The organism is Streptacidiphilus jiangxiensis (assembly GCF_900109465.1).
Taxonomy (GTDB): domain Bacteria; phylum Actinomycetota; class Actinomycetes; order Streptomycetales; family Streptomycetaceae; genus Streptacidiphilus; species Streptacidiphilus jiangxiensis.
On sequence record NZ_FOAZ01000020.1, the window covers coordinates 105,031 to 122,802 of the forward strand.

Sequence of the window (17,772 nt, forward strand, 5' to 3'; positions counted from 1 at the left end):
AGCGCATGGCAAGCCACTGATGAACCATCAGGTCGGCGCCGTCGAGTTGGAACGTCAGGCCGTCACGGTGGCCGCCGGCCGGACGCGATGAGCGGCTCGTCGGCTTCGGCGCACTGTGGGGCACCCGCCGGGGGCTGGTGCCGGCCGGCATCCGCCGTAGCGACCGCCCACCCGTTCCACGGGCGCGTCCAGTTCGATCAGCTGGTCCATGTACCACCGCACAGTGCGCCCCTGGATGCTGAGTCGGTCGCCGCGAGCTGCTGCTGAACGCCGCACGTGCCCTGGGGGCGAGCGTCACGCCCGGTCGGCGTACTGGCCGGACACGCCGACGTACCAGTCCCGCGCCAGCAGCGCGCGCGACGACGGGGCGTACGGCGCGAACGTCCCATCGGCCTCCAGGAAACCGATGAACGGGTCGATCCGCGGAAGGCCGGCAGCTGGATCGGCGTCCGCGCCGCCCACCAGCACGATGTATTTGCCCGGCAGCGTCCAACTGAGCCGGGCGCACCGCTGCCCGGACCGCAGCGCCCGAAGGACCGCGCCGAACGACATCAGCTCAACTGCCCTGCCGCTTCTGCTCATTCACTCAGGCTACGACCGACCACGCCGTCCCTGCAGCCCGCACGCGAAGCGCGCCAGGAGACAGCACACCACAGCCACGGGCCACTTTTGGCATGTGCCTACCGCATAGATTCGCCAAGGTTCGCCAGGGGTCGCCACCTGACGCTGAGGACCCGGACGGGTGTGAAGTAGAGGTGCATCTGATTTTGGCATATGCCCATCGGCATGACGGGCAGGCGGAGGGATCTGAGGGCATGGCGACTCCCACGATGACGCGTGAATCCGACTCTGCCAGCCGTCCGGGGGCTCCCGCGGCGCACCGCGCCGGAACGTTTCGCGCGGCCGGCGCGCAGCACGGCGCTTCCGTTCCCGCACGGCAGGCAGCAGCGGGACCCGGCACAGGCGCGCTGTTCGACCGAGGCGCGACCTGCCCGCCGGCGGTTCTGGACGCCATCGCGCGCGCGGAGGCGTTCAGCCCTGGGTTCGCCCTGCAGCGCGTCCACTACACGAGCGCGGAGCACGTCGTGCTGACGGGCTCCTACAACAAGGTCAGCGCAGTGGCGAAGTGCCGGTTGTCCGCACACCCGGACACCTCGGCGGTCTCCTCGGCGCTGGCCGACGAGATCGTGGTCGCCCGGGCGTTGGTGCGTGAGCGTCCGCCGGTGCGCGTCCCGCGGCTGCTGGCGGCCGATCCGACCCACGGCGTCCTGATCACCGAGCGGGCGCCGGGCCGGCTCGCCGCCCCGTACCGCCATCCCGCCCAGGCCCCGGTGCCGGGCGCCGTGTTGTCGGTGCTCGGCGCGGTCGCGAAGCTGAACATGTGGCGGCCGGCCGGCGACGGGTTCGAGCGCCGTCTCGACTACCTCGCACTTCTCGCGCGGTATCACCACGACGGACACATCGCGGAGAGCGACCTGTCCTGCATCCAGCGCCTCCTGCGCGGACTGGTGGGCGCGCCTGCGCAGTTCTGCCACGGGCAGGCGATGCTGCGCAACGTGGTGCTGGCGCCGTCGGGCCCGGTATTCGTCGACTGGTCGTGCGCGGGCTGGTACCTGCCGGGCTACGACCTGGCGACGTTGTGGATGACCCTGGGCTGCGACCCCGACGCGCGCCGTCGGATCCGGGATCTTGCCCTCGGCGGAGGCCTGGCGGTGCGCGACGGCTTCCTGCTCGCGCTGCTCCTGCAGCTCATCGGCGAGACCAGGCGGCTGGACCGGTCAGAGGCAGGCGAGGCGCAGCGGGAGTTGTTGCGGTGCCTGCGGATGGACCTCGTGCACGTGCGGGGTGCGATCCGGGCCGCGGCGACGAGCCGGTAATGCGTCGCAGCGCTGCTTGTTCAACCATGACGTCACGTGCACCGTGCGCCCGCAGGACCCTGCAACTGGTCCTGTTCTGGACCCGGGACACGCTGAGTTGCCTGGTGAACCCCGGGAGCGCCGGATGACCGCCGCGCAGCCGTATGCGCTTACGTGCAGACGGTCACCGGGCATCGCCGGATCACCCCGCCACCAAGACCTCTCCTTGATCATAATCGGTCAGACGCTCGAAGTCGGGCAGCGCACGGCCCGTCACAACCCAGCGTGACCGGCCCGCTCTGCCTGGAGTTCGGAGCGGACGAGCTCCAGTAGCCGGCCCGCCCAGTTGCGGCCGCGTCCGGCGTTGTCGCCCCAGAAGTCGGAGTCGAAGTCGTCGTAGATCACGGTGGCGTCGTTCGTTGTCAGCAGGATCTCGGCGAGCTCGGGGTGCTGGTCGTACTTCGCGCGGAGCAGGCTCGCCATGACCGCAGTGCGGGCGTGCTGCCAGCCCCGGCTTCGTGTTGCTTCGGCCGCGTACTTGCGTGCGGCGCCATGGGTATCTGCCGAGGCGACCGCGGCCCGAACCTCGGGTTCAGCGACGGACAGGGCCCAGTAGGCGTGGGCGACGGACGGGTAGATGACCTCGCCGACGAGGATCGGAGCCGGGTAGTCATTGCGCAAACCCCGATATCCCGGGGCGACGACCGGTTTGCTCGGATACGAGTGATACAGCTTGATCGCCGGAGCGAAGGACGTCACCGGCCCGTCTGCCGGGACGCGCGCGGCCCGTTCAGCGGCCCATCGCGCCCGCTCCTCGAAGTAGGCGACGGCCCTGTCGTAGTCCTCCTGCGTGATCGGCCCGCCAGCCGAGACGTCAGTCCCGTTGCCGGGACCCGCCACCAGGACCCGCAGCGGCCAGTCCTTGCTGTCCATGTCGCCCAGCGCGTAGCGGCGCTGCGAGATCGGGATGGCCAAGTACGCGATGCGGGCTGTGGTGCGGTTCTCCTCGGTGCGATCGGCGAGAAAGGTGTCGACGGCGGCGAGGCATCGGCCTGTCGAGTCCGGGCGCCCGTTCAGCTGGTCGATGGTGTCTCGTATCTCGGCGACCAGCAGCTCGGGGGTCAGATAGCTGTGGGGTTCGCTGAAAGTCCAGCTCGCCAGTTCGAAGGCGGATGCCTTGGCGCCTTCCGGCAGGGTGGTGGCAACCCAGCCGCTGCGGAGCTTGTCTTCGAACTCCTCGACGGTGACCAGTTCCCAGCAGTCGATGAGCCCGTCGGCGTAGATGAAGAGGTCAGTGAGGAAGTGCGTGCCACCGTTGCGGATGAAGGCGTGGCGCCAGGTGCCAGGTATACGGACGCCGTCCACAGTGCGATGAATGGTCTTCTTGCCGATCATCTGGCGATTGTGTCGCAACAGGCGCGGCGGCGGGCAGGGATTTCCTGCGTGGCTGTTGGCAGCGGGACCACCTGTATGCGGCGGTCCGACTGGCCCCGAGGCGGCTGGGACGCGTATCGAGTCGTGATCATGAGGGGGCCTCGGCCAGCTCTTTGATCCAGATCACCGAGGCACGTAAGTGGAGGCCGGCGAGGTAGCTCTCGGGGGTTCTGTCGTACCGGGTGGCGATGCCTCGCCAGGCCTTCAGCTTGTTGATCAGGCGCGCGACAGTGTTCCGCTGGCAGCCGGAGGGGGCCGGGGGCTCCTGCACTCGGATGATGGGGTAGCCCTGGATGACCAGCTCCCCTTCTCGTCGTCGATCCAGAGGGTCGGCGACTCGCCCTGGCCGGTGTTCGGGTCGACTCCGATGAATCGCAGCGGCATGGTCTCAATCCGGCAAAAGCCGCTCGGGCGGCCTGTTCGACCGATCTAGGATCGGTCCACCTACATGGGAGGCCAAGTGTCGGAAGCCTGGTCCACGGCGGTCATCTCTCTCGGTGGCGTGGCCTTGGGCTCGCTCGGAACGATCGTGGCTCAGTATTACCCGTCCCGCGAGCAGCGCCGACGCGAGGTGGCGGCTCAGGCAAATGCTGAGCGTGACGAACTGAGGGGTGAACTCCTGGAGTTCCTGGACGTTTGCCAAAGGGTGGAGCGCGAGGCAGAGCGCCGTTTCCAGGGCGAGGGAGCGTCTGAAGACGCACCGGCCCTCACTCACGAGATGTGGTTTCGCCAGAAGTCCCTCCAGCTGATCGCCAGTTCCAGTCTTGCTGGCGCTGTCAGCGACTACGCGTGGCGCCTCCAGCGTGCGGTGTTCCAGGGCCCCCGGAAGGGACTTGACGTGTGGGACTACATGTCCGAGTTCCGTGACCCCTTTTCTTGGAAGAGGCTGCGGGTGCACTTGGAAAGGCACGCAGCTGACTCTCACCGTTCAGGGTGCTGGTCCCACGTTTCGCAGCCGGAGGTCGTGCGGAGTGTGTCCGCCGTGGCCGTGGCCGTGGCCGTGGCCGTGGCCGTGGCAGCGTGCGCAGACGGGCCGATCCATGCTGGCGGTGCCGGGCTCGTAGCTCCAGCCTTCGCAGCGGTCGGCCTCGCTCAAAGAACATGCCTGCCTGTGAGGAGGCAGGCTATGGCAAAGCTGACCACCGCTGGGCCCCAGACGACACCCATCACCATGAAGACACCCCAGAGGCGGTGCAGTGCTTCCGGGACGTGGGACCTGGGGTCGAGACCTAGGCCGGAGCGGGCGTGCCGGGTGAGCGCCACCGAGTCGCACCGGTCGGTGCGGGCGGCCTGGAGGACTTGGCGAAGCGCGGCGCTTGTCCTGGGAAGGTTCTCCACGGACAGTCTGATCCCGTAGCGATCACGAAGGCGGAACTCGTCGATGTACCCCCCGCCGCGCGAGATCGTGCTGAAGCGGCGCACCCTGTGGAGCTGATCGAGATCGACGGTGCGACGTCCGGTCAGCGTTCGCGCGGAGATGAGCAGCCTTCCGTCGGCGTTCATGACCTTCGGGCGTCCGGCCCAGCCCTGGTGGATCCCGAGTAGCAGGCAACCCAGAATGCCGCCGGTGAGTGTGGCGATGCCGGTGTAGTTGCCCCGCAGGACAGAGATGCGCATCAGGACGACGTCGAGGAGAACGATCAAGACCCACGCGGCCGCGAGGGACCCTGCGACGCGGCGCGTCCGGCGGCGGGCCTCCGACACGGGCACGGGTGCGTGGCCGGCCCCTGCGCTCGGCTGTCGTGGCGTCAGGCCCGCCTGGGTCAGTCCGGCGGCCCGCTCCCACTCGCGATCTCGTTCGTTCACATCGACAGAGCATAGGCAGCGGGTTCCTGGTCTCGTATGCCTGGGAGACCAGAAACCCGACTGACCTTCGTTGCATCTTCAACCGACCGGGGAAGCCGATCGAGGCTGGGGAATTTCAGGCATCCGCATCAATGCCCGGTGAGCGAGCTGCCGACCAGGTTGTTCTTCACCCGTGCGGGGGTCGTTGCCCCCGTCTCAGGATGCCGACCCGAGTGTCACCGCAGAGGCTGAAGACCCAGTACCCCTCAAAGGAGGAGGCCGGCATGTCGGCGCACTTCCAGGTCGACGAAGACAAGGCTCACCAGGGGCGATTCCGGCTCAAGGCCGGCAACGGCGAGATCGTCGCCGTCGGCGAGTCCTGCCCCACGAAAGCCAACGCGGAGCGCGGCTGCGAGGCCGTGAAGTGCGCCGCGGCCGACATCGTCGAGGCCAAGGCCGCCTGAAGGGCGCATTCATGACTGTTCAGATCCTCACCGAAGTCAGTGCCACCGTCGCGCCAGAGCGAGAAGCCGACCTTTTGGCCGCCTACCAGCAGACCCTCGCCCGGCCGCTCCCCGACGGCTTGCTGCGCAGCGAACTGCTCCAGGGCGCCGACGGGCAGTGGCGGATCCACACCCTGTGGCGCGACCAGGAGGCCCTGGATGCCATGCGGACATCTCCGGAAGGCCCGATCGCGCCCCGTCTGTTCCGCGACGCAGGAGCTGATCCCCACGTCGCCTGGTTCCAGGTCGCGGCGCACCACCTGGTGACCGACCCCCGGAGTTGGCCCTGACGAACCAGTCGCCGAGGCCCGTGCACGAACTGGGCGCGGAGAGCGGCCGCGAGCACACCCGCCTGGGCGTGACGGTTGCCGAGCTCGGCGTCTCCCCGCTGGTCATCGTCGGCGGCGCGCAAGCCGAGCGCGTTGGGCAGGCGGCTCGGCGGGGGCGTCGACGCTGTGACCGCAGGCGAGTCGCAGGCCGCGTACGCCGGCGCACCTGGGCACGTGCGATGCACGCGGCCGTCTACGGGTCGCCGGAAGCCTGCCGTCGCTTTCCCTGACCGACGCGGCAGCGTGGACACTCGGTGGGAGCATCCTGTTTCGTGGCCGTCCCGGGCTGTGAGTTGTCCGGGACGGCCGTAGGGTGGGGCTGGGTATTACCTGCTGTTCATCCAGAACAGCGCGGCTGATGCTGCTGTGACGGTGGTGATCAGTGCGCAGAGGCGGGCGGTTCGGGGCGTGCTTTCCAGGGCTTCCCCGACCGTCCGCTCCACCCAGTCGATCAGGCGCATGACCACCTGGTGCCACCACGGTTCGAACGATGTCGGTTGCAAGTTTCACCTCCTTCGCCGGACTGGCAGGGGCTGTTGCAAGGGCCCCAGAAACGCAAGAACCCGCCTGCACGTGTGTCTGCAGGCGGGGGACGACGCTGGCCCTCTTGCTCCGGAACTTACACCACTTTCGGCAGGCGACGGCGCCTTCTTGCCTCACGCGATGCATCGCCCCTGCTCGGAGGGGAGTTGGGCAGGAAGGCGATGCCAACCGCGTAGCGATTGGGGGTGTCCACCCCTTGGAACCCCGCAGCCGACTCTGGTGGCGAGCCGGCAGGCGGAGTTCCTCGCGGTTGGCGTCCAGCGGCGGGTTGGTGACCTGCGCGAAGGACGGGCAGCTCCTCCTCGGTGTGGCCGAAGGTCTGCTGACGCCTCGCGGGCCGTCATCCGGTTGCGGTTGCCCTTGACGGTGTTGATCTCACCGTTGTGGGCGACGAAGCGGTAGGGGTGCGCCAGCGGCCAGCTCGGGGAACGGCTCGGCTGCCCGGTGGTGATCGACGGCTGCTTCGCCGCTGCCGTTCTGCCACTGAGCGACATTCCCTGACCGCTCTCCGCATCAACACCTGGATGCAGGCATCCCCCAGGACTACCGATGAGCTCCCGAACCTGGCCGCGACCAGCACGGCGTTTGATTGTCGTAGGCCTGGCCTAGGGTCGGCCGCATGGCATCACAGGTTCCCGACCTGCTTCGACCGGCGTGGACTCGGTTCTCCGGCTGGCTCGCCGTGAATGCGCCGGCCAGTCACGCTTCCCTGGGCCGCATCGCTTTCGCGCAGGAGATCGCGTCCCTGGAGAGTCAGCTCGGCTTCCGGCTTCACCCCGAACTCAAAGCGCTCCTGCGTCTGCACAACGGAACGACCGGGGAGGGGTCGGCCATCTTCCTGCCTCTCCATCACCGCCTGATCGGCACCGCCGAGATCCTCCAGAGTCACTTCGCGCTCCTGGATCTGGGGTGGCACGACGAGAACGAGGATCTCCCGTGGGGAGAGGACGACTTGAACGGGCACATCCATCAGTGGGTGCCGTTCGCGGTTCCCCTCGACGGCGGTTACGCGTTCGTCGACCACCGGCCCGGGCCGTCCTATGGCCATGTCTACGAGATGGGCATCGGCTCCGGAGACTGCGACGGGACTCTATGGGCCACCAGCCTCAGCAGCCTGTTCGCCCAACTCGCCGACGCTGTCGAAGGCCAAGCGCCCTTCCGGCGCTTCGCACCCCGGCTTGTCCACGACCCCGATCAGGGCAGCACACTCACCTGGGACATCCTCCCCGCTCGCTGACCGCGACGGCCGTCATTCAGGCGGGGCAGCCGGGGGCTCACCCTCATGACCACACTGTCCGTCGCCGGCTTCGACCAGGGACTCAAGCGGACCTTCCCCGCACCGTGCCGCGCTCAAGGCCACGAGCTGGTTGCCGCCCTGCCCCATTGATCGCTCGGCGGCCCTGGCTGTGCGCGCGGGGGAGTCGGGGCGTCTGGTCGCTCCTCTCTGTCGCAGGTGGCTGCTGGTCCGGTCGTTGAACGACAGAGGATGGATTTCAGGGCCACCCTGTACCGGCAGCTCACCGGTGTCGATCATCAGGTCCCAGGCAGACGTTCCGTCGCGCAGATCATGCCGAATGTGGCCTGAGGCGGGCGCCGGCCGGGTGGGCGTCCTTCACCCTCGACCCTGCTCGGCATCGACGGTGCCGGGCCTCGAGCGTTTCAGAGAAGGCTGCGCGGTCCACCCCAGCGCCGTGCCGGACCGCGAAGCCGCGCTTCGCCTTCACCGAATCGTCGAGGACCTGCCCGACCTCCCGCCGTGAGGCTTGGCGCGCAGGAGCGGAACCCTGACCCCTGGCCGGTCCAGCCCGCCCGGTGCCTTGAGATCAGTGGGGCGGGGTCGGGCAACGGACTGGGGTCGGCTCGCGGGGGAGAGGGACGAATGGAAGACTTTGTCGCAGGTGCGCCGTTTGAATCGCCCGGTGCAGCCACCTCTTCCACGCGGGCCGCAGTCAGTGCTCACGGACCACGCGACGGATCAGTGGAGGTCGTCCCATGGACGCAGAGATCCTCGGCCCGATCGACTACCTGGTGATGGAGCTTCCGACCGGCCACCTGACTGGCGAGGCATTCGACCGTCTCCGTGAAATCGCCGACAATCGAACGGTGCGCGTGCTCGACCTCGAGTTCGTCGCGAAATCCGAGACCGGCAGCGTGAAGCTGGTCGCTCTCAGCGAGGTTGAGCCTGAAGGGCATCACGATGTCCGGCGCTGGGAAGGCCTGTCCTCGGGCCTGCTCGACCAAGCCGACCTGGAACGGGTCGGCTCCGCCATCGACCCGGGGAGCCTGGCAGTCGTCCTGGTCTACGAGAACCTCTGGGCCGTTCCGCTTCTTGCCGCGCTGGACCACGCCGGCGCGAACCTGATCGGCCAGGGCCGCATCATCCCCGAGGACCTCGTGGACCAGCTCGACGCCACCGAGACATCCTGAACCGAGCGGAGGCGATACGGGTGGGACTGATCAAGACAGGACTGAAGGCGGCGATCGCGGTGAAGACCGCTCACATGGTTCACGAACGCATCGAACGCCGGCAACAAGCGAGCCCAACGGCCGAAGCGGCAGCGCCCGCAGTCTCGTCTCCTCCCTCGGACGTGATCGATCAACTCGAACGTCTGGGGAGACTCAGAGACGCCGACGTCCTAAGCCAGGAAGAGTTCGAGACGCAGAAGGCCCGCATCCTTGACGGCCGTTGAAGGGCTGATCAAGAGCGTCAACGCCTCTTCACGGGAGCGGCAAGCCCGTGCAGGGCGTCGCGGGCCAGTGATGCCACGGGTTGCCAAGGGTGCCGGCCTGTCGTGAGACTGCGGTGCCCGGATCCGCACCGACGCTCCTTGTCCTCGTCGTGCACCCCTGGGCAAGGCGAATGTCCAGTCCTACCCAACAACGTGGCACCCGGCGTGTGAGCGCGACGTGCGTGGTCGGGCCTGGACAAGCTAAGGACTGCACGCGGTGAGAGCTACCTGGAGCTGGTGCCCGCGCGGTGGCCGAACCGCTTCCCGAATCGGAAAATCCCGACCAGCACAGCCACGACAAATACGACGCAGCCGATGATCAGGAGCCAGAACAGGCCCTTGATGATCGCGCCGAGGACCCCGAAAACGATGGCGATCAACACCAGGATCACGAGAAAGGCGAGCATGGCCTCCTCCGCTGCCAAGGCGGTCCCCGGCTCCATTGTCGCCCTGGCGCTCAGGGGACGCGCGTCAGGTCTCGCGGTCCATGTCCGGGCCCAGGCCCCGAGTAGCGGCGGCCTCGCGCACGCGTTCACGCAGGCCGGCGAAGAGCCACTCGAAGGTGATGTAGTCCGGCAGGGCGGCGATCGGGACCAGCGGACGCAGCGCTGTTCGCACTGCGCGCCGTTGGGGCTCGGCGAATCGCAGCCGCGTGTAGAGGCGGCTGGTGCGGTCGTCGAGCGGCTCCACCAGGAACAGCCAGCTGAAGTGATAGCCCCCATCTGACCTGGGCCGATCCGGAATGACCGATCCGTAGACCAGCTGGTTCTCCTCGACCTGGAGTACCTCCAGGGAGCCGGGCCCCCAGTCGGCCAGCATCGCGCCGAGCCGGGGCGGGGGCATCTGAGGGTCGATGGTGCGCAGGCTGCGGGGGTGGCCGCCGAGCAGCGTCTGCAGCCATCGGGGTGCGTACCAGCCGCCGCGGCCCTTGCCGACCTGCAAGAGCCAGGGCCAGACCTCGGCTGCTGGTGCGGGTAGCACGGCGGCACGGTCGACGACGTGCCACGGCACCTGCACGACCGAGTCGCCCGGCAGCGTCCTTGCGAGATCCGCGTCGCCGACATCCCCCGACCGGCGAGCCACCCGCGAGCCGGCGCACCACAGCAGAACTGCTGCGACGCCGGCCGGCGCAATTCGTCGGCCCGTCCTCGCGAAAGCCGCACGAGCGATCATCTGCCGTCCTCAGGATTGTGGTCCGCAACCCAACTCTGCCAGTGCGTCGGAGCTGGGCAACCTCAGTCACGGCCACACACACAAACCGGTCGGTGAACGTGCTGTCCGGGCTGAGTCGGCGTTCACTGCCCGTTGCCGGAGCTGGCACGACGGGAACAGATCCGTGGCGACCGGACGCCAGGTTTTGCCGCGCGGCAGTTCGAGCGGGTTCATGCGCACGGCGTCTACGACATCGAATGCGACACGAGCCGGAACACCCCCGGGGAGCTCGCCCAGCAGATCAAGAGCACCTTGGCCCAGCGGCCCACTCCGACCGCATTCACGCGCTTGAGGGTCGCCCTACGCCGGCTGGCTTTGTTCATGAGAACGAGCAGCGTTTGTACCGCACTTCGGACGGCACCTCCGGCCAGCGAGCATTCGAACAAGCCGCGGTGAGGGGGGATCGAAGGGGGCTCAGCCCGACTGCGGCTGAGCCCCCTGCATGCATGGCGCGCTTGTCAGGTGCTGAATCGACGGTAGGTCCTGGTCAGTTCCAGGTGGGCAGGTGGCCTTCGGCGTAGCGGGCGCCGTATCCGCCGGTGGGCAGGATGTCGCTGATCGCGGTGAGGTCGTCCTGGGTGAGGGCGAGTTCGGCGGCGCCGGCGTTCTCTTCGATGCGGGCGGCGCTGCGGGTGCCGGGGATGGGGACGATGTGCTCGCCCTGGGCGAGGAGCCAGGCCAGGGCGAGCTGTGCGACGATGGCGTCCTTGGTGGCGGCCAGGTCGGCGAGCCGGCTCACGGCGTCGAGGTTCTTCTCGTAGTTGCCGGGCTGCCAGCGGGGGTCGTTGTTGCGCATGTCGGTGGCGTCGTACTGGCCGGCGGGCTTGGCGGTGCCGGTGATGAAGCCGCGGCCGAGCGGGGAGTAGGCGACGAAGCCGATGCCCAGGTCGGCCAGGGTGGGGAAGAGCTGTTCGGCGTCGCGCTCGAAGAGGGAGTACTCGGTCTGCAGCACGGAGACCGGCTGCACGGCGTGGGCGCGGCGGATGGTCTGCGGACCGGCCTCGCTGAGGCCGAAGTACTTCACCTTGCCCGCGTCGATGAGCTCCTTGACGGTGCCGGCGACGTCCTCGATGGGGACGGCGGGGTCGACCCGGTGCTGGTAGAAGACGTCGATCTGGTCGACGCCCAGGTGGCGCAGGCTGTTGTCGGCGACCTTGCGGATGTTCTCCGGGCGGCTGTCCAGGCCCAGGCCCTGCTCGGTGCGGGCGAAGCCGAACTTGGTGGCCAGCACCACCTGGTCGCGAAAGCCCTGGACGGCCTTGCCGACCAGGGCTTCGTTGTTGCCGGTGCCCCAGCCGTAGAGCTCGGCGGTGTCGAAGAAGGTCACGCCCAGTTCGTACGCACGGTGGATGGCGGCGATGCCCGCCTGCTCGTCGCCGGGGCCGTAGGCCATGGTCAGGCCCATCGCGCCGTAGCCGAGGGCCGAGACGGTCAGGCCCTGGGCGCCCAGTGTCCGCTGCTGCATGGAATCTCCCGAAGTCAAACCAAACTGTTCGGTTTGACCTTACGCCGCCGACCGCCCGGATCCAAACCAAACGGTTCGGTCAGGTAGCGTGGGATGCATGACCCCCACCAGGAGCAGCGCCGACTCGGCCCGCGAGCGCATCCTCGCGGCGGCCCTGGCCGAGTTCTCCCGGCACGGGATCGCCGGAGCGCGAGTGGACCGCATCGCCAAGGCCGCCAGGACCAGCAAGGAACGCTTCTACGCCTACTTCGGCTCCAAGGAAGAGCTGTACCGGCACGTCTCGGCCCAGGAACTGGCCGCCGTGGCAGAAGCGACCCGACTGGACCCCACCGACCTGCCTGCCTACGCCGGCCGCATCCACGACTACTTCCTGGACCACCCCGAGCACCTGCGCCTCATGCGCTGGGGCCAGCTGGAACTGGACGCCAACGGAGACGGAGCCGACGACGCCGTCCGGCAGTCCGTCGCCGCCAAGGTCGAGCAGCTCCGAATGGCCCAGGAGGCGGGTCGGTTGGACGCCGCGTGGGAGCCGATCGACATCCTCGTCTTCGTCAACCAGATCGCTTTGGCCTGGGCGTCCCAGCCTGATCTGCTGCCACCTGACCACGACGAGCGAGCCGAATTCATGGCGGCCCGTCGAGCAGCGGTCGTCTTCGCCGTCGCCCGGCTCTTCCCGGCATCCACCGGCTGATCGCCTTCAAACCACCGTCTTCCGAGCGCGACCTCGCGAAATCGAACGGCCGCTGCGGGGAGTGCCGCCCACACTCGCGAACACGTGCTGTCTCCATTCATGAACAGAGCCACGCCGGCGATCCGAACTGAGCTGCAGACGTCGGGACGACTTCCCCCAAGACTCACCCAGCCAGGCCGGCCCCGCCGGTCACGTCGGCGAGCCGCTCGATCTCCGCCTCGGCGTCGGCCGTCTGCGGGCTTCCGAGCTGCGCCAGTACTGCGCGTGCATCGACGAGGACCTGGCGCGCCTCGTCCGGGGCGCCGCTGCGGGCGAGGGCGCGGCCCAGAGCCAGTCGGCTCTGGCCGATCCAGCTGGGCATGTCCGCGGCTTCGAAACCGGCAAGGGCCTCGCGCAGCCACGATTCGGCTTGCGCCCACTCCTCGAGGGCGGCCAGGTCGTTGCCGATGTTCAGGCAGGTGGCGGCCTGATACAGCGCGATCAGCTCCGTCGGCTGGTCCGGAACCCCGGCTCGGCAGATGGCGTTGCTCCTGCGGTGCACGGTGAGTGCCTCTTCGGCCCGTCCGGCGTCGCGCAGGTGGTTGCCCAGCGTGTTGAGTGTGTAGAGCTCGGAGAGCCGGGCGCGCCCGCCGCTGAGAGGGGCGAGCGTGTGGGCCGCCTGCCGCAGTCGCTCCAGCGCCGGTTCGACCTGGCCGAGGCGGCGCAGCGCTGCGGCGCCGAGAGCGAGGGCGTAGCCCACCTGCTCGGGTTCTCCGATGGTTTGGGCGAGCCTGAACGCGGCGTCTGCCGCGGCCAAGGACGCGTGGGGATCGTCCGCGCATTCGAGGGCGGCCCAGGCGAGGTTCGTCTGCTGCACGGCCTCGTCGTCGGGGCTGCCCGATGCCCGCGCTGCCTGGGCCGCGTACCGGGACACCTCGCACCACACGCCCCAGTGCCGGTTCAGTTGTGCGAACCAGTGCAGCACTTCGGCGGTCGTGATCACGTCGCGGTGGCGGCCGGCTGCCAGCATCCTTTGCAGCCCCGCCTGCCACTGGGCCTGTTCCGCGTCGAGCCAGGCCTTGGCACTCTCCTGGTCGGTGGGCGCGCTCGCGGGATCGGGGTCGCAGATCGAGGTGTCCAGTCGCCGCACGGCGTCGAAGCGCGCGGCGGCTACCCTGGCTCGGGCAAGTGTCCATTCGTCGAGTTCGCGCAGTGCCTTCTCGCGCTCGTCGGGCGGGTCCTGGCTCGTCAGTTGCTCGGCGGCGAAGACCTTGAGCAGGTCGTGGAGGCGGAATCGTTCCAGGGCCGGGTGCGGGTGGAGCAGACCGGCGTCCACCAGCTCGTCGGCGTACAAGGCCGTCTGGCGGACCGACAGGTCGGACAGCAGTGCGGCGCCGTGCAGGCTGAAGTCGGCTCCGGAGGTCAGCGAGGCGCGGCGCAGCACCCTCTGCGCTCCTGTGGACAGCTGTCGGTACGACAGCTCGAAGGCGCTCCTGATGCGCAGGGAGCCCGCTTGAAGGACGTCGAGTCGGCGCTCCTCACAGGCGAGTTGGGTGGCCATCTTGGCCAGCCGCTCGTTGGGGCGGCTGGCGAGTCGCTGGGCGGCGATGCGAATGGCCAGCGGGAGCCCTCCGCACAGCTCCACCAGGTCCTGTGCCGCCTGCTCCTCGCCCTGGACCCGATGCGCGCCGATGATGCGCTTGAGCAGTTCCAGGCCCTCCCTGGGGTCCAGCAGCGTGAGCTCGATGCGGTGGACCGCCTCCAGGCCGGCGAGGGCGCGGCGGCTGGTGACCAGCGTCAGGGAGCGGCCGGCTCGGGGAAGCAGGGGCCCAACCTGGTCCTCGTCGGCCGCGTTGTCCAGGACGAACACGGCCCGCCGCTGGCCGGCGAGCGTGTGGAACAGCCCGGACCGCGCCTCGGTCCCGGCCGGGACCGCGCCGGCGGCGACGCCCAGCGCCGAGAGGATCCGGCCGAGCGCCTCGTGGGGGCTGGGCGGATCCTCGTCGGTGCCGCGCAGGTCGAGGCAGTACTGCCCGTCGGGGAAGCGGGATGTGAATTCCCGTGCTGCGTGCACGGCGAAGGCCGTCTTGCCCAGCCCCGGCTGACCGCTGACGACCACGGCTGGAGGAAGGGTGGCGACCCGGTCGACGAGCTCGCGAAGATCGCTCGATGCCGCGTCGCGCCCGGTGAAGTCCTCAAGGCCCCGAGGCAGCGGCAGGGACAGAACACCCCCTGCCGCCTGGGCACGGCTCGGACGCGGACGCCCGGCGCGGGCGGCGTGCTCCAGCGCCTGGGTGTCCGCCTCGTCGAGGGCGAGCGCATGGGCGAGTGCCTGGACCGTACGGCGCTGCGGTCCCCGCGAGCGGCCGCGCTCGAGATCCGCCAGTGCCCGGACGCTCGCGCCGGACAGGTGCGACAGGGCCTCCTGGGTCAGGCCGGCGCGCAGGCGATGGCCGCGCAGCAGTACCCCGAACTGCGGACCTTCCGCCGCCCCTGCCCCCATGCCCGTTCCCCCGGAACTACCTCGCCGCACCCCGAACGAGGAGCCTGGTCAGTATGACCGATCCCTGGACGGTCAGCTGGTGTAGGAGTACTCCTGCTGCGGGGCGAAGTTCTGGGCGCCGGTCACCAGGTCGGCCTTCGAGTAGCGGCTGGTCGGGTACAGGTAGGTGCCGTAGCCGATGTTCCCCAGGACGTACACGGACTCTTCGTAGTCGAGCGGGTAGACCGTCGACTTGTACTCGTTGAACTGCCACTGCTGGTTGAGCAGGGTGGGCTGGCAGGTCTGCTGCACCACGGGCGCGTTGTTGCCCCGGCCCGTGGCCGTGAGACAGAGCCCGCTGGCGGAGTTCTTGACCTGCCAGCCCTTGCTCGCCCAGGTCCAGTTCCACACCTGCGTGGAAGAGCTGCTGGTCGTGCACGGCTCGATGTCGACCTGCGCAACGGTCTTGCTGTTGCCCAGGGCCTGGATGCACATGTTGGTGATGTCGGAGTTGACGAGTCGACCGTTCGACGGGTACCAGGCCAGCGTCGAGGCCTGTTGCAGCACCGGAAGAGTCTTGACGTAGGTCTGCCAGTCGCTCCCCGTGCAGTTCTTGATCTCGTCGGTGGACATGATGCGGTCCAGGCCCTGGAATGAGTCCGTGGTCGGGCTGGCCAGTGGCGCGGCCCCGTAGGTGGTGAACTTGTACGGATCCTCAGCGTAGGTCTTGCCGTTGAAGTAGTTCGCGGTGACTGTCATCTGCGATTCGTCGTAGGTGGCGTCGTCCTCGAGCCAGCCCACATGGTGGTAGTCGGCGTTGACCGTCTCGGTCGATCCGTGGGTGCGCTCGGTGACGGTCTCGTACGAGGCCTCGGGTGCGATCGCCGCAGCGATCGTGCTGCCCATCAGTGCGTGCTCCCACTCCATTTCGGGGAACAGGAAGCCACCGAAGTTCCAGCCCGTGGACAGGGTGACCTCGAAGTCCTTGGCGACCGAGATCCCGGACGTCGAACAGGCCTCGCCGACAGGGCTTCCGGTGCCGTCCTTGGAGCTGATCATCTGGGCGGGGAAGATCACCGAGGTCTTCGTCACCGGCCCGGCGGTCACCGTGCACGCGGGGTCGGACCTGTCCAGGAGGTAGGCGGCGTTGTTGCAGTCGTGCATCATCTGCGCGGGGCTCTTCAGGCTGCCGTCGGGATTGAAGGGCGAGAAGGGCGCCGTGTCGGCCGACGCCGGCGTCGAACTCACCAGCATGCTCGCGAGCAGCGCGCCTGCGAACACGGATGCGCCCAGCATGTGTGCGGGTTTCATGGGAAGCCTTCCTGAGACGGACGCGGCGTCGGGTACGAGGACAGATCGCCTGCGGTCGCTACGAGGGGTGCCCGGTGAAGTCGGCACATCCCTTTCCGGGGCCTGAGTGGATCACGCCAGGGCATCGCCGGAACAGGCGGAACTACCAGCAGAATTACCGCCACCGTCTGGTCGTGCCGGTAGTTCCGCCTGGTCCGCATCGCTCGCCCGTGATGGCGTGGGACCCACGTCGACCGCGCGTGTGGCCACCGCATGCGCCGCAGCCCGGGAGGAGCATCGAAAGCGTCCCGCCCGGGGTTGACGCATGCGGAAACCTCCGTAGGGTTGACGCATGCGGAAACCCATCCCCAGGGACACCATGGGCGCCACTGAGCCCAGCAATCCGGGCGGACGACCGGAAATCGGCCCCAAGATCGATGTTCGTCTGCCGGTCGACACCCTCCGCCGTCTCGACGCGCGGGCCGAAGCCGCCGACGAGTCCCGCGCCGTCACGCTCCGTACCCTCATTGCCAACGGCCTCGAACACCCCCGGACAATCGCGGAGCTCGCCGCCGAACGCCCGCTCGAACTCGTCGACGAGGTCGTCGAAGGCGACCAGGCCCACGGTGTCCGGCCCCACGGTGTCCGCGTCCACCGCAGCGGCCGCACGTTCTGGCTCTCCAGCTGCCCGGACGGGTGGATCCTCGCCCACAGCCCGAACACCTACCGCATCGCCGCCTTCCAAGGTGCGGCGCTACTCGCCTTCCAACGCCTCCCCATCAACGAAGTGACACCCCAGCGGCAATCCGACGAGCCCGCCTTCCCCGCCCTGATCGCCGCCGGACGGGCCATCCTCGACGACATCGGCGCACAAGAACGCCTGCTGAGCCGAAACCTCGACACCATGCAGTGGCCGCCCATGCTCTGACCAGTACACGGCCTGGTCAGGGCGACGTGGTGACCGATGGCTGCCGGCCGGTGCCCGAAGCACCCCGAACCACCACCGTCCGCACCCGCAAACTCGCCGAGGCCACCGCCCACACCACGACCCTGGTCGGCGCCGCCTACCGCCTCTACACCACGCTCGGCCTGCAGCGCGCCCGGGTCCGGGTCTTCACCTTGAAGGCCGACGGCATCCGCCCCGCCGAACACGTCACCCAGCAGCTCACCTTCGACCCGGCGACGAGCGCCAGCGCCTGATCGAGACCGTCGCCGACAAGTTCCGCACGAAGGTCATCCAGGGGTGCAGGCAGTCAGGCCGCGGCGCTCGCGATGGTGTTCAAGCTCGTCGAGTCCACCCAGTCCCGCTGGCGCACGATCACCGGCGCCCACCTGGTCCCGCTTGTCCGCGCGGCGCCGGTTTCGAGAACGGCCACCTGGTCGAACGGACCGAGAACCACGCAGCCTGAGGAGCAAGCCCACCGCGATGACCGTCACCGACACCTACGGCATCCACGCCGGCCGCACGTACTCG

At 68.8% G+C, this 17,772-nt stretch carries 18 protein-coding genes and 4 pseudogenes; 11 read left to right on the forward strand and 11 right to left on the reverse strand.

What is annotated here, in order from left to right:
- Positions 1-294: 294 nt before the first annotated feature.
- Positions 295-582, reverse strand: a complete 288-nt coding sequence (locus BMY61_RS31935; RefSeq protein WP_082014967.1) for a Thoeris anti-defense Tad2 family protein — start codon at positions 580-582, stop codon at positions 295-297.
- Positions 583-815: 233 nt separating this feature from the next.
- Between BMY61_RS31935 and BMY61_RS31940 the strand changes: the two genes are divergently transcribed.
- Positions 816-1,877, forward strand: coding sequence for an aminoglycoside phosphotransferase family protein (locus BMY61_RS31940; protein WP_075004142.1), 1,062 nt, complete (start codon positions 816-818; stop codon positions 1,875-1,877).
- A gap of 252 nt (positions 1,878-2,129) precedes the next feature.
- Here BMY61_RS31940 and BMY61_RS31945 read toward each other — a convergent pair whose 3' ends face one another.
- From BMY61_RS31945 to BMY61_RS31955, 3 genes and pseudogenes are all read right to left on the reverse strand, one after another.
- Positions 2,130-3,251 carry an NADAR family protein gene (locus BMY61_RS31945; RefSeq protein WP_042446705.1) on the reverse strand — a complete coding sequence of 374 codons (1,122 nt, stop codon included), beginning with the start codon at positions 3,249-3,251 and terminating at the stop codon, positions 2,130-2,132.
- A 127-nt stretch (positions 3,252-3,378) separates the two neighbouring features.
- Positions 3,379-3,531: pseudogene (locus BMY61_RS31950) on the reverse strand (IS5/IS1182 family transposase); the annotation flags it as partial.
- Positions 3,532-4,382: 851 nt separating this feature from the next.
- The gene (locus BMY61_RS31955; RefSeq protein WP_143094624.1) at positions 4,383-5,096 is read right to left on the reverse strand and encodes a hypothetical protein; all 714 of its coding nucleotides are present in this window, start codon (positions 5,094-5,096) and stop codon (positions 4,383-4,385) included.
- Between the two features lie 263 nt (positions 5,097-5,359).
- Here BMY61_RS31955 and BMY61_RS31960 point away from each other — a divergent pair, with 263 nt between their 5' ends.
- Together BMY61_RS31960 and BMY61_RS31965 are read left to right on the forward strand one after the other, a co-directional pair.
- The gene (locus BMY61_RS31960) at positions 5,360-5,539 is read left to right on the forward strand and encodes a YegP family protein (RefSeq protein WP_042446696.1); all 180 of its coding nucleotides are present in this window, start codon (positions 5,360-5,362) and stop codon (positions 5,537-5,539) included.
- A gap of 11 nt (positions 5,540-5,550) precedes the next feature.
- Complete coding sequence (locus BMY61_RS31965; protein ID WP_042446693.1) at positions 5,551-5,868, forward strand: antibiotic biosynthesis monooxygenase family protein; 318 nt, start codon at positions 5,551-5,553, stop codon at positions 5,866-5,868.
- Between the two features lie 365 nt (positions 5,869-6,233).
- Here BMY61_RS31965 and BMY61_RS46630 read toward each other — a convergent pair whose 3' ends face one another.
- Positions 6,234-6,410 carry a hypothetical protein gene (locus BMY61_RS46630; RefSeq protein WP_161791242.1) on the reverse strand — a complete coding sequence of 59 codons (177 nt, stop codon included), beginning with the start codon at positions 6,408-6,410 and terminating at the stop codon, positions 6,234-6,236.
- 366 nt (positions 6,411-6,776) lie between these two features.
- Positions 6,777-6,875, reverse strand: a pseudogene (locus tag BMY61_RS48875) (hypothetical protein); the annotation flags it as partial.
- A gap of 194 nt (positions 6,876-7,069) precedes the next feature.
- Between BMY61_RS48875 and BMY61_RS31975 the strand changes: the two are divergent.
- The 3 genes from BMY61_RS31975 (at position 7,070) to BMY61_RS31985 (ending at position 9,140) form a co-directional block, all read left to right on the forward strand.
- Positions 7,070-7,687, forward strand: a complete 618-nt coding sequence (locus BMY61_RS31975; protein ID WP_082014965.1) for an SMI1/KNR4 family protein — start codon at positions 7,070-7,072, stop codon at positions 7,685-7,687.
- A 755-nt stretch (positions 7,688-8,442) separates the two neighbouring features.
- The gene (locus BMY61_RS31980) at positions 8,443-8,877 is read left to right on the forward strand and encodes a DUF6325 family protein (protein ID WP_042446690.1); all 435 of its coding nucleotides are present in this window, start codon (positions 8,443-8,445) and stop codon (positions 8,875-8,877) included.
- A 20-nt stretch (positions 8,878-8,897) separates the two neighbouring features.
- Entirely contained in the window at positions 8,898-9,140 is a 243-nt protein-coding gene (locus tag BMY61_RS31985) for an SHOCT domain-containing protein (RefSeq protein WP_075004144.1), read from the forward strand.
- Positions 9,141-9,403: 263 nt separating this feature from the next.
- Here BMY61_RS31985 and BMY61_RS31990 read toward each other — a convergent pair whose 3' ends face one another.
- Positions 9,404-9,586 carry a hypothetical protein gene (locus BMY61_RS31990; protein WP_042447028.1) on the reverse strand — a complete coding sequence of 61 codons (183 nt, stop codon included), beginning with the start codon at positions 9,584-9,586 and terminating at the stop codon, positions 9,404-9,406.
- A 64-nt stretch (positions 9,587-9,650) separates the two neighbouring features.
- Positions 9,651-10,262: a hypothetical protein gene (locus BMY61_RS31995; protein ID WP_143094625.1), complete on the reverse strand. Its 612-nt coding sequence runs from the start codon at positions 10,260-10,262 to the stop codon at positions 9,651-9,653.
- Positions 10,263-10,466: 204 nt separating this feature from the next.
- On the opposite strand from BMY61_RS31995, the pseudogene BMY61_RS32000 reads away from it, so the two are divergent.
- Positions 10,467-10,787 (forward strand): annotated as a pseudogene (locus BMY61_RS32000) (phosphotransferase-like protein); the annotation flags it as partial.
- A gap of 91 nt (positions 10,788-10,878) precedes the next feature.
- Here BMY61_RS32000 and BMY61_RS32005 read toward each other — a convergent pair.
- Positions 10,879-11,856, reverse strand: coding sequence for an aldo/keto reductase (locus BMY61_RS32005; RefSeq protein WP_042446686.1), 978 nt, complete (start codon positions 11,854-11,856; stop codon positions 10,879-10,881).
- A gap of 97 nt (positions 11,857-11,953) precedes the next feature.
- On the opposite strand from BMY61_RS32005, the gene BMY61_RS32010 reads away from it, so the two are divergent.
- Positions 11,954-12,547, forward strand: a complete 594-nt coding sequence (locus BMY61_RS32010; protein WP_042446683.1) for a TetR/AcrR family transcriptional regulator — start codon at positions 11,954-11,956, stop codon at positions 12,545-12,547.
- Positions 12,548-12,710: 163 nt separating this feature from the next.
- On the opposite strand, the gene BMY61_RS32015 is transcribed toward BMY61_RS32010, so the two are convergent.
- On the reverse strand, positions 12,711-15,029 hold the full coding sequence (locus BMY61_RS32015; RefSeq protein WP_075004145.1) for an XRE family transcriptional regulator: 2,319 nt from the start codon (positions 15,027-15,029) through the stop codon (positions 12,711-12,713).
- A gap of 72 nt (positions 15,030-15,101) precedes the next feature.
- Positions 15,102-16,319: an RICIN domain-containing protein gene (locus BMY61_RS32020; RefSeq protein WP_082014963.1), complete on the reverse strand. Its 1,218-nt coding sequence runs from the start codon at positions 16,317-16,319 to the stop codon at positions 15,102-15,104.
- Between the two features lie 331 nt (positions 16,320-16,650).
- Between BMY61_RS32020 and BMY61_RS32025 the strand changes: the two genes are divergently transcribed.
- From BMY61_RS32025 to BMY61_RS48880, 3 genes and pseudogenes are all read left to right on the forward strand, one after another.
- Positions 16,651-17,226 (forward strand): hypothetical protein, encoded by a 576-nt coding sequence (locus tag BMY61_RS32025; RefSeq protein ID WP_143094626.1) that lies wholly within the window; start codon positions 16,651-16,653, stop codon positions 17,224-17,226.
- A gap of 50 nt (positions 17,227-17,276) precedes the next feature.
- Positions 17,277-17,498 carry a DinB/UmuC family translesion DNA polymerase gene (locus BMY61_RS32030; RefSeq protein ID WP_042446675.1) on the forward strand — a complete coding sequence of 74 codons (222 nt, stop codon included), beginning with the start codon at positions 17,277-17,279 and terminating at the stop codon, positions 17,496-17,498.
- A 17-nt stretch (positions 17,499-17,515) separates the two neighbouring features.
- Positions 17,516-17,707, forward strand: a pseudogene (locus tag BMY61_RS48880) (IS256 family transposase); the annotation flags it as partial.
- Between the last annotated feature and the right edge of the window lie 65 nt (positions 17,708-17,772).

Bases quoted from the DNA above. Each gene is read 5' to 3' on its own strand.
- BMY61_RS31935 (WP_082014967.1), bottom strand. From the start codon at position 582: ATGAGCAGAAGCGGCAGGGCAGTTGAGCTGATGTCGTTCGGCGCGGTC.
- BMY61_RS32025 (WP_143094626.1), top strand. From the start codon at position 16,651: ATGCGGAAACCCATCCCCAGGGACACCATGGGCGCCACTGAGCCCAGC.
- BMY61_RS31975 (WP_082014965.1), top strand. From the start codon at position 7,070: ATGGCATCACAGGTTCCCGACCTGCTTCGACCGGCGTGGACTCGGTTC.
- BMY61_RS31965 (WP_042446693.1), top strand. From the start codon at position 5,551: ATGACTGTTCAGATCCTCACCGAAGTCAGTGCCACCGTCGCGCCAGAG.
- BMY61_RS31990 (WP_042447028.1), bottom strand. From the start codon at position 9,586: ATGCTCGCCTTTCTCGTGATCCTGGTGTTGATCGCCATCGTTTTCGGG.
- BMY61_RS31940 (WP_075004142.1), top strand. From the start codon at position 816: ATGGCGACTCCCACGATGACGCGTGAATCCGACTCTGCCAGCCGTCCG.
- BMY61_RS31980 (WP_042446690.1), top strand. From the start codon at position 8,443: ATGGACGCAGAGATCCTCGGCCCGATCGACTACCTGGTGATGGAGCTT.
- BMY61_RS32020 (WP_082014963.1), bottom strand. From the start codon at position 16,319: ATGAAACCCGCACACATGCTGGGCGCATCCGTGTTCGCAGGCGCGCTG.
- BMY61_RS32015 (WP_075004145.1), bottom strand. From the start codon at position 15,029: ATGGGGGCAGGGGCGGCGGAAGGTCCGCAGTTCGGGGTACTGCTGCGC.
- BMY61_RS31960 (WP_042446696.1), top strand. From the start codon at position 5,360: ATGTCGGCGCACTTCCAGGTCGACGAAGACAAGGCTCACCAGGGGCGA.
- BMY61_RS32010 (WP_042446683.1), top strand. From the start codon at position 11,954: ATGACCCCCACCAGGAGCAGCGCCGACTCGGCCCGCGAGCGCATCCTC.
- BMY61_RS31945 (WP_042446705.1), bottom strand. From the start codon at position 3,251: ATGATCGGCAAGAAGACCATTCATCGCACTGTGGACGGCGTCCGTATA.
- BMY61_RS32005 (WP_042446686.1), bottom strand. From the start codon at position 11,856: ATGCAGCAGCGGACACTGGGCGCCCAGGGCCTGACCGTCTCGGCCCTC.